The organism is Actinoplanes sp. NBRC 101535, from assembly GCF_030269225.1.
GTDB classification, from domain to species: domain Bacteria; phylum Actinomycetota; class Actinomycetes; order Mycobacteriales; family Micromonosporaceae; genus Actinoplanes; species Actinoplanes rectilineatus.
Window position 1 is genome coordinate 193,158 of sequence record NZ_BSSY01000007.1, and the last position, 14,373, is coordinate 207,530.

12 protein-coding genes and 1 riboswitch are annotated in these 14,373 nt (G+C 71.8%); of the genes, 7 read left to right on the plus strand and 5 right to left on the minus strand.

From position 1 onward, the window contains the following. The first annotated feature begins 288 nt into the window (after window positions 1–288). The 3 genes from QSK32_RS21135 to QSK32_RS21145 all read left to right on the plus strand — a co-directional run bounded on the left by QSK32_RS21135 (window position 289) and on the right by QSK32_RS21145 (window position 3,418). Entirely contained in the window at window positions 289–1,242 is a 954-nt protein-coding gene (locus QSK32_RS21135) for a transporter substrate-binding domain-containing protein (protein ID WP_052720842.1), read from the plus strand. Next, window positions 1,235–2,245, plus strand: coding sequence for a hypothetical protein (locus QSK32_RS21140; protein ID WP_285472868.1), 1,011 nt, complete (start codon window positions 1,235–1,237; stop codon window positions 2,243–2,245). Before QSK32_RS21135 ends, QSK32_RS21140 begins: the two co-directional genes overlap by 8 nt. A gap of 198 nt (window positions 2,246–2,443) precedes the next feature. Next, entirely contained in the window at window positions 2,444–3,418 is a 975-nt protein-coding gene (locus QSK32_RS21145; RefSeq protein ID WP_285472869.1) for an ABC transporter substrate-binding protein, read from the plus strand. A gap of 46 nt (window positions 3,419–3,464) precedes the next feature. Here QSK32_RS21145 and metE read toward each other — a convergent pair whose 3' ends face one another. Together metE and QSK32_RS21155 are read right to left on the minus strand one after the other, a co-directional pair. After that, the gene (gene metE / locus QSK32_RS21150; protein ID WP_285472870.1) at window positions 3,465–5,705 is read right to left on the minus strand and encodes a 5-methyltetrahydropteroyltriglutamate--homocysteine S-methyltransferase; all 2,241 of its coding nucleotides are present in this window, start codon (window positions 5,703–5,705) and stop codon (window positions 3,465–3,467) included. Between the two features lie 93 nt (window positions 5,706–5,798). Then, window positions 5,799–6,005, minus strand: a riboswitch (cobalamin riboswitch). Between the two features lie 19 nt (window positions 6,006–6,024). Further along, the gene (locus QSK32_RS21155) at window positions 6,025–6,258 is read right to left on the minus strand and encodes a hypothetical protein (protein WP_285472871.1); all 234 of its coding nucleotides are present in this window, start codon (window positions 6,256–6,258) and stop codon (window positions 6,025–6,027) included. A 198-nt stretch (window positions 6,259–6,456) separates the two neighbouring features. Here QSK32_RS21155 and QSK32_RS21160 point away from each other — a divergent pair, with 198 nt between their 5' ends. Next, window positions 6,457–7,449, plus strand: coding sequence for a LacI family DNA-binding transcriptional regulator (locus QSK32_RS21160; RefSeq protein WP_285472872.1), 993 nt, complete (start codon window positions 6,457–6,459; stop codon window positions 7,447–7,449). 30 nt (window positions 7,450–7,479) lie between these two features. Here the strand turns inward: QSK32_RS21160 and QSK32_RS21165 are convergent, their stop codons facing one another. Together QSK32_RS21165 and QSK32_RS21170 are read right to left on the minus strand one after the other, a co-directional pair. Beyond that, complete coding sequence (locus QSK32_RS21165) at window positions 7,480–8,157, minus strand: hypothetical protein (RefSeq protein WP_285472873.1); 678 nt, start codon at window positions 8,155–8,157, stop codon at window positions 7,480–7,482. 69 nt (window positions 8,158–8,226) lie between these two features. Beyond that, the gene (locus QSK32_RS21170) at window positions 8,227–8,775 is read right to left on the minus strand and encodes a hypothetical protein (RefSeq protein ID WP_285472874.1); all 549 of its coding nucleotides are present in this window, start codon (window positions 8,773–8,775) and stop codon (window positions 8,227–8,229) included. Window positions 8,776–8,951: 176 nt separating this feature from the next. On the opposite strand from QSK32_RS21170, the gene QSK32_RS21175 reads away from it, so the two are divergent. Then, window positions 8,952–10,196 (plus strand): MFS transporter, encoded by a 1,245-nt coding sequence (locus QSK32_RS21175; RefSeq protein WP_285472875.1) that lies wholly within the window; start codon window positions 8,952–8,954, stop codon window positions 10,194–10,196. A 427-nt stretch (window positions 10,197–10,623) separates the two neighbouring features. Here the strand turns inward: QSK32_RS21175 and QSK32_RS21180 are convergent, their stop codons facing one another. Beyond that, window positions 10,624–11,544, minus strand: coding sequence for a cation diffusion facilitator family transporter (locus tag QSK32_RS21180; protein ID WP_045744935.1), 921 nt, complete (start codon window positions 11,542–11,544; stop codon window positions 10,624–10,626). Between the two features lie 269 nt (window positions 11,545–11,813). On the opposite strand from QSK32_RS21180, the gene QSK32_RS21185 reads away from it, so the two are divergent. Both QSK32_RS21185 and QSK32_RS21190 read left to right on the plus strand, forming a co-directional pair. Beyond that, the gene (locus QSK32_RS21185; RefSeq protein WP_285472876.1) at window positions 11,814–12,341 is read left to right on the plus strand and encodes a MarR family winged helix-turn-helix transcriptional regulator; all 528 of its coding nucleotides are present in this window, start codon (window positions 11,814–11,816) and stop codon (window positions 12,339–12,341) included. Then, the gene (locus QSK32_RS21190; RefSeq protein WP_285472877.1) at window positions 12,338–14,305 is read left to right on the plus strand and encodes a CocE/NonD family hydrolase; all 1,968 of its coding nucleotides are present in this window, start codon (window positions 12,338–12,340) and stop codon (window positions 14,303–14,305) included. Before QSK32_RS21185 ends, QSK32_RS21190 begins: the two co-directional genes overlap by 4 nt. Window positions 14,306–14,373: the final 68 nt, after the last annotated feature.

Below are 14,373 nucleotides of genomic sequence, written 5' to 3' on the forward strand. Positions count from 1 at the left end.
GGTCCGCTCCGTCCGATGCGGCCCGAGCTGTACGCCGCCCATCCCGCCCGTATTCACCACACCGCCACGGGTGTGGTGATTTGGGGCGTGCAGCGCGCCCGTATTCACCACACCGCCACGGGTGTGGTGAATACGGGTGTCCAGGGCGCCCGTCATCACCACACGCATGGGCTTCGCACCCTGACCACGAAACGTGTTTGGCGCTGCGACCGCACCCGCCGCGTCTACTGTGGCGACGGTCGATATCCTCGGTCGCCGCCGGACGGGCCGGCGGGACGGGGGCTGTGCATGAACGCGGAGGACGTCGTCCGGAAACGGCGCCGGGACTACTGGATTCCGGCGGCGCGGTTGCTAGCCCTGCTGCTGGTTCCGGTGGTGATCCTGGGGGTGGGGCTGGCCGAGATGCGGCGCGACACCGGCCCCACGTTCGACGAGATGATCGAGGCGGCCGGGCTGGCGGGCAAGGCGACACTCACCATCGGAGTGTTGTCCGACGTGCCGGGCGTCAGCGAGTACGACAAGACGACCGGGCTGTACTCCGGGTTCGACATCGACGTCGCGTACATGATCGCGGTGGGCCTGGGTTATCAGCGGTCCGAGGTGCGTTTCATGCCGATCGAGAGCAAGGAACGGGTCCGGATGCAGGCCCGTGACGGCGACGACCTGGTGCCGGTCGACCTGGTGATCGCCGGCCTCTCGAACAGCGGGGACCGGGGCAAGAACACCGGGCTGACCATCCCGTACCTGAAGACCACGGTGACGCTGGTGACCCGGTCCGGCCGCCCCGCGGTGCGTTCCCTGCACGAACTGCCGAAGGGACAGATCTGCCTGACCGGCGTCTCGACGCTGGCCGCGCGGATGAACATCCCGGTGACCGTCCGGCCGACCTGGACCGCATGCGTCGAGGGTGTGCTGAAGGGCGACTTCGCCGGGACACTCGGCGACGCGGCGCTGCTGGCCGGGTTCGTCGCCCGGCACCACGACGGGCTGATGGCCCACGACGTCGGAGTGGACACGCCCGAGGAATGGGTGGTCAACACCGGGGAGAACACCGCCCTGCGCCAGCTCGTGGAGTCGGTGTTGCAGAGCTCGTGGGCGGACGACCACGACACCCGGTGGGAGGAGGCGTACGCCCGGCACTTCCTGCCGTCGGACAGGTGGATGTCCGGCCAGCAGGTCGCCGTGTCGGCGCAGCCGAAGGATGAGGCTGAGGGGTTCCGGATCGGGGAGCTCCGTGAGTGAGCGCCGCCGTGCGACGCAGGGGGCGCTCGCGCTGCTCCCGGTGTTTCCGCTGGCCCTGCTCGTCGGCCGGGTGTGGCTGATGGGCAACGGCGATCCGCAGACGATGATCCTGCTGATCGCCAACCTCAGCCCGGCCGGCCTGATGGTGGTCCTGTTCGGATCACTGCTCTGGATGGTCCCGATCCTGCTGCTCACGGCTCGGCTGGCGGAGGGGTACCGGCGGATCAGCGACCCGTCCGGCGGGTGGCCGTTCGGCCTGAACCTGCGGGTGCCGCTCTGGCTGACCGGGGTGGCCGCGTGCGTCGCCGTGCTCACCTGGCAACTGCGGTACCTGCCGGCGCTCGGCGCGATCCTGGTGGTGATCGTGGCGCTCGGGTTCCGCGAGGCGTACCCGGGGAACCGGCTGTTGATCCTCGCCACCGGCGTCGGGCTGCCGGTGCTGGTGCTGGCCGCCGAGTACTACCTGATCTTCGTGGACGCGGTGGAGGCCGCCGTGCTGGACGGCCAGGCCGTCACCGGTCTGTTGCTGCTCCTGCCGCCGCTGCTGGCGGTGTTCCTGACCGGCCCGCTGCCGGCGTTCGCGGCCCGGCCGGCGATCCTGCTGCCCGCGCTGAGCGTGCTGATCCTGGTGCCGATGCTGATCACCACGTCGTACCTGCGGGCCCCGCTGCTGCCGCTGGTCGCGATCGAGGTGACCACCGAGGAGGGGCAGGAGCCGTTCCCGCCGGTGATCGTGGGCTACGTGATCACCGCCCAGGATCACGTGGTGACGGTGATGGACCGCGAGGGGGCGGTCGTCTTCGTCGGCAGCGACCGGATCGGCGGCCAGGTGCTGTGCCCGGCGTCCGGTGACGACGAGGAGCCGGCGGTCGCGTTCCTCGGCTGGCCGGCCGACCGTTCCCTGATCGACCAGCTTCTGCCGGAGGCGGACACCGTCGAGACGGACCGCCGCTGCCAGGGCCGGGTCCGGAGCACTGTCACGGACGCGGCGGGCGGGCCGTGATCGCGGTGTCATCCGGGTGGTGGGAGCGGGCGAGCCGGGTCGCCGTCCCGGCGCCGGCGCCGTCGTCCTCCTCGGTGTCGCCGCTCCAGGGCCCCGACCGTCGTCGATCGGCCCGCTGGTAGCCTGCTGCACATCCTTGGCAACAGCAAACCAAGGGCGTCGGATCGCTGACCGGGCGCCCGATGAAAGGTCCCGCCGATGAAGGCGTTCCGCCTCCTCGCCACCAGCGCCGCCGCGATCCTGCTCACCGCCGGATGCGGTGCCGGCTCCACCGCCGAGACCACATCGGGTACGCCCGCCGGCGGATACCCGCTGACGCTGACCAACTGCGGCGCCGAGGTCACCTTCGACAAGGCCCCGGAGCGGGTGGTGCTGCTCAAGAGCGCCGCCGTGCCGTACCTGCACTCGCTCGGCGTGCTGGACCGGGCCACCGCGCGGGCCGGGCTGTACCCGACGGAGTACTACGACGCCGCCACCCAGGCCGAGATCGACAAGATCCCGCTGCTGACCGACAAGACCGACACCAGCGGCCACCTGCAGATCTCCAAGGAGGTCGTGATCAGCCAGCAGCCCGACCTGGTGCTGGGCGAGGTCGACAACCTGTCCCGCGACACGCTGTCCGCGGTGGACATCCCGCTGCTCGAAGAGCCCACCATGTGCCCGGGCAACACGACGAAGCCCACTTTCGACGACATCTACTCGCAGATGCGTACCTATGGAAAGGTCTTCGGCAAGGACGCCGAGGCGGCCGTCAGTGCTCTCCAGGAGCGCGTGTCGAAGATCGGCAAGGTCGAGGGCGACCGCACGGCGGCGGTGCTCTACCCGACCGTCGGCGGCGGGGTCACCTACGCCTACGGTTCGGCGAGCATGGCCGAACCGCAGCTGGAGGCGGCCGGGTTCACCAACGTCTTCGCCGACAGCAAGGAGCGTGTCTTCGAGGTGACCCTCGAGGAGCTGCTCGGCCGCAACCCCGACGTGCTGATCCTGCTGTACGGCGACGGCGACCCCGCCGCGGTCCAGAAGGCGATCACCGACCTGCCCGGCGCCGACAAGCTCAAGGCCGTGAGCGGCGGCAACGTCCTGCCTCAGCTGTTCAACTTCACCGAGCCGCCGTCCCCGCTCTCCGTCGACGGCCTGCAGAGGATCGTCGAGCGGTTCAAGACCGCCGCGTGACCGCCGTGCGTCCCGGGGCGGGCGGCGACGCCCGCCCCGGACCGGTTCAGCCCGCCCGGACCTCCGCGGCGGCCGCGACCAGGTTCCGCAGCGCGGCCTCCACCTCCGGATAGCCGCGGGTCTTCAGCCCGCAGTCCGGGTTGACCCACAGCCGGCGGCCCGGCACGGCGGCGACCGCCCGGCGCAGCGCACCGGTCACCTCACCCCGCGACGGCACCCGCGGGGAGTGGATGTCCCAGACCCCGGGCCCGACGCCGCGGCGGTACCCGGCGGCGGCCAGATCGCCGAGCACCTCCATCCCGGAACGGGACGCCTCGAGGCTGGTGACGTCCGCGTCCAGGCCGTCGATCGCGCCGATGACCTCGCCGAACTCCGAGTAGCACAGGTGGGTGTGCACCTGGGTGCCGTCCGCCACCCCACTGGTGGCCAGCCGGAACGCGCCGACCGCCCAGTCCAGGTAGGCCTTCTGCGCGGACGCCCGCAGCGGCAGCAGTTCGCGCAGGGCCGGCTCGTCGACCTGCACCACCGTGATGCCGGCCGCCTCCAGATCGGCGCACTCGTCGCGCAGGGCCAGCGCCACCTGGTCGGCGGTCGCCGCCAGCGGCTGGTCGGTGCGCACGAACGACCAGGCGAGGATGGTGACCGGCCCGGTGAGCATGCCCTTGACCGGTTTGGCCGTCAGCGACTGGGCGTAGCTGGACCAGGCCACCGTCATCGGCGCCCGGCGCGCCACGTCACCGAAGATGATCGGCGGCCGGACGCACCGCGAGCCGTACGACTGCACCCACCCGTGGTCGGTCGCCGCGAACCCGTCGAGCTGCTCGCCGAAGTACTGGACCATGTCGTTGCGCTCGGGTTCGCCGTGCACGAGCACGTCCAGGCCGAGCTCCTCCTGCAGCCGGATGACGTGGGCGACCTCGGCACGCATCCGCTGGGCGTAGCCGTCGGCGTCGAGCGTCCCGGCACGCAGTGCGGCACGGGCGGCGCGCAGCTCGGCGGTCTGCGGGAACGAGCCGATCGTGGTGGTCGGCAGCGGCGGCAGCTGGAGACGTTCCTGCTGGGCCGCGGCCCGCGCCCGGTAATCGCCGCGCTGCCGGTCGGCGGGGGAGAGCGCGGCCAGGCGGGCGCGGACCTCGGTGCGGCGCCAGGTCTCGGGAGCGGGCGACAGGGGTACGGGCGCCGGCCCGGTCCCGTCCCGCAGCGCCGCGCCGAGCAGCACCACCTCGTCGACCTTCTGCCGTGCGAAGGCCAGTCGTTCGCGCAGTTCCGGCGCGAGCCGGGTCTCCGCGTCCAGGTCGGCCGGCACGTGCAGCAGCGAGCAGGAGGCGGCGACGGCGACGTGGTCGGCGAGCGCGGTCAGCGTGGTGCCGGTGGTGATCGCGGCCCGCAGGTCGGTGCGCCACACGTTGTGCCCGTCGACCAGCCCGGCGACGATGGTCTTGCCCGGCAGCGGTCCGGCGGCGGCGAGCCGGGACAGGTTGGCGGGTCCGGCGACGAAGTCGAGGCCGATCGCCTCGACCGGGGTGCGCAGCAGGGCCGGCAGGGCGTCGCCGAGGTCACCGAAGTAGGTGGCGACGAAGATCTTCGGCCGGTCGGTGAGGGCGCCGAGACGGGCGTACGCATCGTGCAGGGCGCTGATCTCGTCGATGGTGCGGTCGGCGACGTAGGCGGGTTCGTCGAGCTGCACCCAGGCGACCCCGGCGCCGGCGAGGGCGGACAGGATCCGCGCGTACGTGTCGACCAGGTCGCCGAGACGGGCGAACGGGTCGTCCCCCTTGGCCAGGAGCAGGAACGTGGCCGGCCCGACCAGCACCGGTCTCGTGGTGATGCCGTGCGACTGCGCTTCCGCGTACTCCGAGACGGGTTTGACCGGGTTGGCGGTGAAGACCGTGTCGGGGGAGATCTCCGGAACCAGGTAGTGGTAGTTGGTGGCGAACCACTTGGTGAGCTCGAGCGCCGGTTCGGCGTCGACGCCCCGCGCCATGGCGAAGTAGGTGTCCAGCTCGGACAGGCCGAGCCGCCGGAACCGTTCGGGGATCGCGCCGACGGCGACCGCGGTGTCCAGAACGTGGTCGTAGTAGGAGAACGTGTTGGACGGGATCGCGTCCAGCCGGGCGTCGCGCAGCGTCCGCCAGACCTCGGCGCGCAGCCCGGCGGCCGTGTCCTCCAGCGAGGCGGCGTCGATGGTGCCCGACCAGTAGGCCTCGACGGCCTTCTTCAACTCCCGGTTCGCGCCGATGCGCGGATAGCCGAGGACGGTGCTCTGACCGAATGCGGTGTGATCCACCGGTGTCTCCCTCCCTCGAAGCGGCCGGCGGGCACGCGAAAAGAGGGGGTTCACCCCTGGTCCTCCCGAGGGACCGCCGGCGGCGCCCACCGGTCGGCGGGCGCGGCGCCGGCAGGTCTTCGGACTCGTGGGCACGCGTGCTTCCTACCGGCCGTCGCTTCCCAGACCGTCGCCGGTCCAGTGCTTCATGACGACTTTCGTTCCCACTCACCGCTGCGGGGCAGTCCCGGTCTCCCACCGGGTTCCCTCTTACGACGCCCCGCCTGGCGGGTGGGGCGAACCGGCACCGCGGGTCACTCTACCCGGCCTCCGGCCCGGCTCAGCCGAAGGATTTCACCGCCGTCCAGTCGGTGGAGATGACGATCTCGTCGGAGATGCCGACGCTGGTCTCTCCCGGGTGGTAGAGGCGGATGTTGCCGTCCGCGCCGGCCGGCTTGAGCGAGGCGACGACCGCACCCGGCTTGCCGTGGCGGATCATCATGGTGCCGCTGGCCATGTTGCGGAACAGCAGGTCGGGAGTGCCGTCCAGGTCGACGTCGGCGATGTTGACCACCTTCCGGGCGGTCAGTGCCCAGGCGGTCCGACGGGATCCCTGACGCGCTGGGAGGCGGTCGAGGACATCGCCGTACTGCCGGACGACTTCGACGCGATCGCCATCGGTGTGGAGATGACCGTGCGGGGCGAGATCTCCTGACTTCGCCCGGGAGTAAAAGGGGCAGGGAAGACCGGGGGCGCGTCCTATAGTCGGCGGATGCAGCGGAAGCGAGTGACTCTGGCCGATGTCGCGGCCGCCGCCGGGGTGTCCAAGGCGGCCGTCTCCCGGGTGCTCAACGACGCGCCGGGCGTGTCGGCGCGGACCAAGGAGCACGTCCGGGCGGTGATCGCCCGGCTGGACTACCGGCCGGACTCGGTGGCCCGGGCCCTCGCGCACGGGCACGGCGACGTCATCGAGCTGGTGATCGTGGACGATCCGTCGGTCTTCGGGACCAGTCCGTACTACGGCCGGGTCACCGCCGGGATCCTCCAAGAGCTGGCCGGCAGCACCGCGCAGCTCAGGGTGCACGTGGTGGAGCGGGCTCAGGCGTCGGAGCTGATCGCCACGATCGCCGAGTCGGTGAGTCTCGGTGTGCTGCTCAGCAATGTGGAGCCGGAGCTGGCGGCGGCCTTCTACGAGCAGTGCGACCGGGTGGTGACGATGGGCCCGTCCGCTCCGGGGGTCCCGTTCGTGGACGTCGCCAACAGCGACGGTGCCGCCGCCGCGGTGCGGCATCTGCACGAGTCGGGGCGCCGCCGGATCGCGGCCCTGCACGGGCAGGAGGGCAATCCGTGTGCGGACGCCCGCCGGGACGGGTTCCGGCGGGCGGTGCGGGAGTTGGGGATTCCGGAGATCTCGCTGACCGGGAAGTTCCGGCGTGAGGTGGGTTATGAGCTGGCGACGCGGCTGGTCGCCGAGGAGCCCGGGGTGGACGCGATCTTCGCCGCCTGCGATCTGCTGGCGATCGGGGCGATGCAGGCGCTGGGTGACGCGGGGCGGCGGGTGCCGGCCGATGTGGCGGTGGTCGGGTTCGACGACAGTGTGATCGCCGAGTGTGCGACGCCGCCGATGTCATCGGTGCATCAGCCGGTGGAGATGATGGCCGCCGCGGCCACCCGGGCTCTGGTGCACCGGCAGGTCGCGCCGTTCTGGCGGTGTGTGTTCCCGGCGGACCTGCGGGTGCGGCAGAGTTCCAGGGCAGGGCTTTGAGGAACGGGCGGTATTGCCGGACACCGAGTGTCACGGATCGACACATGACCAACTCTTGATGCTATTGACTGAAGAAGTGGAGGTGATGGCGCGGATCACCACCGGCAGTCCGAGAACGATCAGCAGAGGCGCGGGCCACCACCGCGGGAACCAGTCCCCGTCCGACAGGTTGGTGAAGCCGACCGCCAGCATCGACAGCGGAAGGCTCAGCACCGCGATCACCGGCGGAAGGCAGCCGGGCCCGGCCGGCGGCCCGCCCCTCCACCACACCACCAGCTCCGAGGCCGCGGTGAGTGCGGCGTACACGAGGGCCGCGAAGAGCGGGATCGTGACGAGCCCGTACCACGACTCCGGCCATGCCGAACCGGGAATGCGCGCCCGGTCCACGGTGACCGGGGTGCCGTGCCAGAGTCCGACGTCGACGTCGTCGCCCGCGCTCAGGTGCAGGGACACCTCGATCGTCCGGCCGCCGGACAACGCGATCGTCGCCGAGTGCCCGGTGCCGCCGGTCTCGCGCCCGTCCTGCCCGGAGTGCGACGGCGAGCTGCTCGTCGCGGTCACCTCGCCGGCGACGTGCGTCAGGCAGGTGTCCGGGCAGGACCGGGCGTGCCCGATCGCCCCGGCCTGCCAGATCCAGTAGGTGAACAGTGTGCCGATCAGTGCCGCGACCGCGCTGTGCCGGATCGGTGCCCGCCGGGGAGATGCCATGTCGCCCAGTCGAGCCGCGCGACGTAAGAGTCACGTTCGGATCAGGTTACGGACCGATTCGGATCAGGACTACTTCGGCAGGACCGGGGCGGGGCCGTTGTCGACGAACGAGAACGTCGTCGCCAGGTTCGCGTCGCCCAGTTCCTCGGCGATCAGCCCGGTACGGGGGAAGTACTGCAGGAACGCGCCCTGGTTGTGGATGCCGTAGGTCGGCCGCCCGTTGTCCTTCGCGGTCTGCGCGACAAGCGTGAACAGCTGGCCGGCCCGCTTCGCGTCGCAGGTGGTGGCCACCGCGGTCAGTGGGTTGCTGCCGTTGTTGCGGATGCCGATGCAGGCCGCCTTCGGGCCGTCGCCGGCCTTCGCGGTCTTGATCTGGTACTTGTCGCCGACCGGGGAGAGGACGAAGAGCCCGTACGCGGGTTCGCCGTCGATCAGGTCGAGCCGGCCCTTGCCGTCGATGCCGACGATCGACTCGAACGACGGGAGCGGCTTGATGACGACCTGCCGTTTGCCGGTGAGGATCGGGTCGGCGGCGGCCGCGGCGGCCGGGTTCGCGGCCAGCGCGCCGAGGGCCAGGCCGGTGGCGGTCAGGGCGCCGAGGACTGCGGTCTTCTTCACGGTGGGCTCCCGGGGTGTGGTGGATGTCGTCTGTGGATCCCACAGTCGTCCTCCGGCGCGTACCCGGTGGCGTTCTGCCCGTTTCGCGGCACGAATGGTGGAGACATCGCGGCCCGGATCGATCTTGCTGTTACCCTGTTGCACATTATTTGCAATAGCGGGGTGGGGGAGTCCGGGTGGCCGGGGCCGTACGGCGATGGATGATTCTTGCCGAGATCATGCACCTGCCCGCCGTCCCGCGGCTGCTGGTGCTCACCCAGCTGGCCTTCAACGTCGGGTTCTACCTGGTGCTGCCGTTCCTGGCCGGGCACCTCGCCGAGGACCTCGGACTCGCCGCGGCCACCGTCGGGCTGGTGCTCGGGCTGCGTACCTTCAGCCAGCAGGGACTCTTCCTGATCGGTGGGGTGCTCGCCGACCGGTTCGGTGCCCGGCCGGTCGTGCTGACCGGCTGCGTCGTCCGCGTCGCCGGTTTCGTGGTGCTCGGCCTCGCCGGGAACCTTCCGCAGGTCCTCACCGGTGCAGTGCTGACCGGTGTCGCCGCCGCGCTCTTCTCGCCCGCGGTCGAATCGGCGCTGGCCCGCGAAGGCGGCCGCCTGGAAACGGCCGGCCGGGTCCGGCGTACCGACCTGTTCGCGATGTTCTCCGCCGCCGGGGAAGTGGGCGCGGTGACCGGTCCGCTGCTCGGCACCCTGCTGCTCGCCGCCGGATTCCGGAGCACCTGCCTGGCCGCCGCCGTGGTGTTCGTGGCCATCTGGTTCATGCACTGGCGCCTGCTGCCCGCCGAGCCGGGCGCGCACGCCGGCGAACCGGTCCGCGACGGGCTTCGGGAGGTGTTCGCCAACCGGCGGTTCCTGGCGCTGGCCGCGGCGGCGAGTGCCGGGCTGCTCGCGTACAACCAGCTCTACCTCGCGCTGCCCCTGGAACTGGCGAGGGTCGGCGCGACCTGGGCGCTCGGCTGGCTCTTCGCCGCCGCGTCGATCATGGTGATCGCCGGGCAGCCGGTGGCTCGCGCGGTGCGCGACCGGCTCGGGCCGCGGTGGGCGCCGGCGACCGGGTACACGCTGATCGCGGCGGCGTTCGCGGTGGTCGCGGCGGCCCGTCCGGGCACGGCCGCGGTCTGGCCCTCGGTCGCGCTGGTCGTCCTGCTCACCGCCGGCCAGATGATCACTTCTCCTCTGGTGCGCGACAGCGCCGCCCGCCTCGCCGGTGAACGGCGGCTGGGGGCGTACTTCGGTGTGCTCAGCGCCGCCGGGGGAATCGCGGTGCTGGTGGGCAGCGCGGTGACCGGCCGGCTGTTCGACACGGCCGCCGCGACCGGTCCGGGAACGGCGCTGCCCTGGCTGATCCTGGCCGTCGTCCCGTTGCTCAGTGCGGTGGCGCTGTCCCGGATGGCCGTCCGCGAGCCGGGCCTGACCCGCTGACGCCACGCAGCTGATGTGATTTCGGTAGCCGAGACCACGGAATCCCAGCGGGCGATGGAACAACACCGTGCTGTGGGTGGCGAACCGGCCTGGGAGTCGCCCCGCCACCCGGTCCGTCGGCTGCCACGCCAGCGGACGTGACCAGCGGAGTCGGACGTGGTCTGGCCGTCGCCCGCGGCACGGTGTTGATCAATCGCCTGCCGCCTGCCGCCTGCCGCCTGCCGCCCGCCGTTCGCCGACGACGGCCCGGAACCGTCAGCCGTCGGTGAGGGTCGTTTTCGGCTTCTGGACGGACCGTGGGTGACGGCCGGGTCGGCCGTGATGCCACTCAACTGATGTGACCATGGCGGCAGTCGGCGCAACGCCCCTGGTGCGAATCATGATCAACTTAATCTGAGGGGCGCTTCGCGGGCCTCGGCCGGCATGATCAGGGGTGAGTCGGGCTCTCGTGGTCGGTGTGGCCGGCCGGCTCCAGCTGGAACGTCGAGTGCTCCACGTCGAAATGCCCGGCCAGACACTCCTGCATGGTGTCCAGCAGCTGCGGGGCGTGGCCGTCCTGGAAGCAGGAGTCGTCGACGACCACGTGCGCCGTGAGCACCGGCAGCCCCGAGGTCACCGTGTGCACATGCAGATCGTGTACGCCGAGCACATGGTCCAGTTCGGTGATGTGCGCGCGGATCCGGTCCAGGTCGACCTCGGCCGGGGCGGCTTCGAGCAGTACGTTCGCGGCTTCCCGGAGCAGGCGCAGCGCGCGGGGCGCGATGATCAGGCCGATCAGGATCGAGACGATGGCGTCGGCGCGGGTGAAGCCGGTCAGCGCGATCACCGCCGCCGCGGCGAGGACGCCCACCGAGGTGGCGGTGTCGGTGGCGACCTCGAGGAACGCGCCGCGCATGTTGAGGCTGGCGTCGCGGGCACGGAACAGCAGCGCCATCGCGAGCAGGTTGCCGACCAGTCCGATGGCGCCGAACAGTGCCATCCCTCCCGGGTCGACGGCACCGGGTTCGACGATCCGCCGGATGCCCTCGACGAACACGTAGACGCCCATGCCGGCCAGGATCAGCCCGTTCACGGCGGCGGCGAGAATCTCGGCGCGGGCCCAGCCGAAGGTGCGCCGTCCGGCCGCGGGCCGGGCGGCCAGCAGGGTGGCGCCCAGGGCCAGGGCGACGCCGCCCGCGTCGGCGAGCACGTGCCCGGCGTCGGCGAGCAGGGCGAGACTGCCGGTGACCAGGGCGCCGACGACCTCGACGGCGAAGATGGCGACCGAGATTGCGAGGGCGCCGGCCAGCACGTTCCGGTGTTTCCCGGTGGCCGTGACGGCGTGGTCGTGGTGGTGGTCGTGGCCCATCAGCTCTCCCTCGGCCGATACATGTTCACATGCGCATACTAATATGAGTTCGTCGCGGCGCGTCAAGACGACGGCGCGTCAAGGCACGTTTCGTGGTCAGGGTGCGAAGCCCATCCGCGTGGTGATTTCGGGCGCGCTGGACGCCCGAAATCACCACAGCGGCAGACCCTGACTGCGAAAGGTGTCAAGACGACGCGTCAAGACGAGTGTGTGCCGGGCCACCCGCCCATGTTTGACAGCTGATGATTTTGGAACAAAACTATGCCGTCATGGACGCTGACGGATCCCCGGCCGCCCACGACCCGGCGCGGCTCACGGCGGACCTCGACCCGGCGCGGCTCACCGCGGCCCTCGTGCCGCTGACCCGTGCGCTGCGGTCCGCCGTCCGGGCCGCCGAGGACCTGCCCGACCTCCCGGACGCGCAGGTCGAGATCATCCGGGTGCTGCCCCGGGGCACGGTGCTCTCCTCCGGCGAGCTCGCGGCGACGCTGGGCCTGAGCCGGCCGACGATCAGCAACCTCCTCACCGCCATGGAGGCGCGCGACCTGATCACCCGCCGCCCGTCGCCCGGCAACCGCCGACACGTCCAGGTGTCCGCCACCGAACACGCCCTCGACCTGTTCGCCCGCTTCGACCGGGCCGCCGCCGCGCTCGTCACCACCGCGCTCGCCGGTCTCGACCCCGCCGACCGGGCTGTCCTCGCCGAAGCCCGGTCGGCGCTCGCCGCGGCCCTGCCCGCCCTCGTCCGCCTGCACCAGGCGCTCCAGCACACCCCCCGACCCGAGGACGGCCGATGACCACCCTGACCCAGCGTTTCGCCCGATGGCGGCAGTCCCGCACGTTCCCCGGCCTCGCCCCGGGACCGTTCGACATCACCCTCCGCAAGGACCTGCGCGTCCCGATGGACGACGGCGTCGAGCTGCTCGCAGACCTGATCACCCCGGTCACGCCGAGCCCCCCGGTTCCGCCGACCATGTCAGGCTCGCCGGTCGGGGTGACCGCCGCGCCGCTGCCGACCGTCGTCATCCGTGGCCCGTACGGGCGTCGCGGCGGTGTCGCCGGCTTCGCGAACGCTCTGGCCCGCGAGGGTTTCACCGTGTTGTTCCAGAGCTGCCGCGGCACGTGGGGCTCCGGCGGCGTCTTCACCCCGCAGGTCGACGAGCAGCGTGACGGCATCGCCACCCACCGCTGGGTCCGCGAACAGCCCTGGTTCACCGGGCACCTCGTCACGTTCGGCGCCAGCTACATGGGTTTCACCCAGTGGGCGGTGGCCGGCCGGCTCCAGCGCGATGAGCCGCAGTCCGCGCCGGACGCCCTGTGCCTGGTCGTCACGATGCCCGACTTCGGCGCGATAACATGGGACAACGGCGCCTTCTCGCTGCGCAACGCCCTGGGCTGGACGCAGATGATGGACCGGATGATCCGCAGCGACATGCTGCGGCTGGCGCTCGGCATGCTGCGCCCCGACCCGCAGCTGCGTCGCGGCTTCGACACCCTGCCGCTGTCGGGAGCGGACACCGCGGCGACCGGTCATCCGGTGCACTGGTTCCAGGACTGGGTCGCCCACGAGCGGTTGACCGACGATTATTGGACGCAGCAGTCGCACACCGCCTCGGTCCCGGACGTCACCGCGCCGGTCTCCATGGTCACCGGGTGGTACGACATCTTCCTGCCCTGGCAGCTGCGCACCTACGCCCAGCTGGCCGCCGCCGGCCGTCCGCCGGTGCTCACCCTCGGACCGTGGGGGCACACCTCACCGGGGATGGGCGGCCCGGTACTCGAGCAGACCACCGCGTTCCTCAAGGAACACTTCTCCGGCGAGCCGGCCGGCCGTACGTTCCCGGTCCGCGCCTATCGCACCGGCGCAGACCAGTGGCACGACCTGCCGGAGTGGCCGCCGCCCGGCACCGCCGACCGGACATGGCACCTGCACGCCGATGGCCGACTGAGCCCGGCCCCCGTCGAGGCCGGTCCGGCTCCCGCCGACGCCGGTCCGGCCCCGGCTCCCGTCGGCGGTCCGGAGCCGGCGCCCGCCGGTGGGGGCGTGACCACCTACGTCTACGACCCTGCCGACCCGACCCCGGCGATCGGCGGCCCGAGCCTGCAACGCGACTCCGGCCCGGTGGACAACGCCGCCCACGAGAAGCGCCCTGACGTCGTGGTGTTCCGCGGCGACACACTGGCCGAGGCGGTGACCGTCGCCGGCGAACCGGTCGCCCGGATCCGCTTCCGCTCGGACCGGCCCAGCGCCGACGTCTTCGTCCGCATCTGCGACGTCCACCCGGACGGCCGCGTGATGACGGTCTGCGACGGCATCCGCCGCATCGGAGGCATCGCAGACACCGACGACCGTCCCGGCACGGACAGCATCCCGGTCACGGACAGCATCCCGGTCACGGACAGCATCCCGGTCACGGACAGCGTCCCCGGCACGGACAGCGGCCCTGCCGCGGACGGCATCCCGGTCACGGACAGCGTTCCCGTGGCGGATGGCGTCCCCGCCACGGATGGCTTTGCCGGCCCGGCGGATCCGGACGAATTCCGCGAGGTCGAGGTGCGGCTGTGGCCGACTTTCCACCGGTTCGCGGCCGGCCACCGGATCAGCGTGCAGATCTCCTCCGGCGCCCACCCCCGCTACGCCCGCAACCCGGGTTCCGGCGAACCGGCGGCCACGGCGGCGGAGACCCACCGTGCCACCCAGGAGATCTCCCACGACACGACCCGCCCGTCGCGTCTCGACCTGCCGATCTGGGCGGGCTGACCCCGGTGCCCGGGCCCGGCGGCCGAACCTCCGGGCCTGAGCGCCGGGCCTGAGCGCCGGGCCTGAGC

Coding starts and splice junctions, on each gene's coding strand:
- QSK32_RS21135 (WP_052720842.1), top strand. CDS start 289: ATGAACGCGGAGGACGTCGTCCGGAAACGGCGCCGGGACTACTGGATT.
- QSK32_RS21145 (WP_285472869.1), top strand. CDS start 2,444: ATGAAGGCGTTCCGCCTCCTCGCCACCAGCGCCGCCGCGATCCTGCTC.
- QSK32_RS21160 (WP_285472872.1), top strand. CDS start 6,457: ATGCAGCGGAAGCGAGTGACTCTGGCCGATGTCGCGGCCGCCGCCGGG.
- QSK32_RS21165 (WP_285472873.1), bottom strand. CDS start 8,157: ATGGCATCTCCCCGGCGGGCACCGATCCGGCACAGCGCGGTCGCGGCA.
- QSK32_RS21180 (WP_045744935.1), bottom strand. CDS start 11,544: ATGGGCCACGACCACCACCACGACCACGCCGTCACGGCCACCGGGAAA.
- QSK32_RS21185 (WP_285472876.1), top strand. CDS start 11,814: ATGGACGCTGACGGATCCCCGGCCGCCCACGACCCGGCGCGGCTCACG.
- QSK32_RS21190 (WP_285472877.1), top strand. CDS start 12,338: ATGACCACCCTGACCCAGCGTTTCGCCCGATGGCGGCAGTCCCGCACG.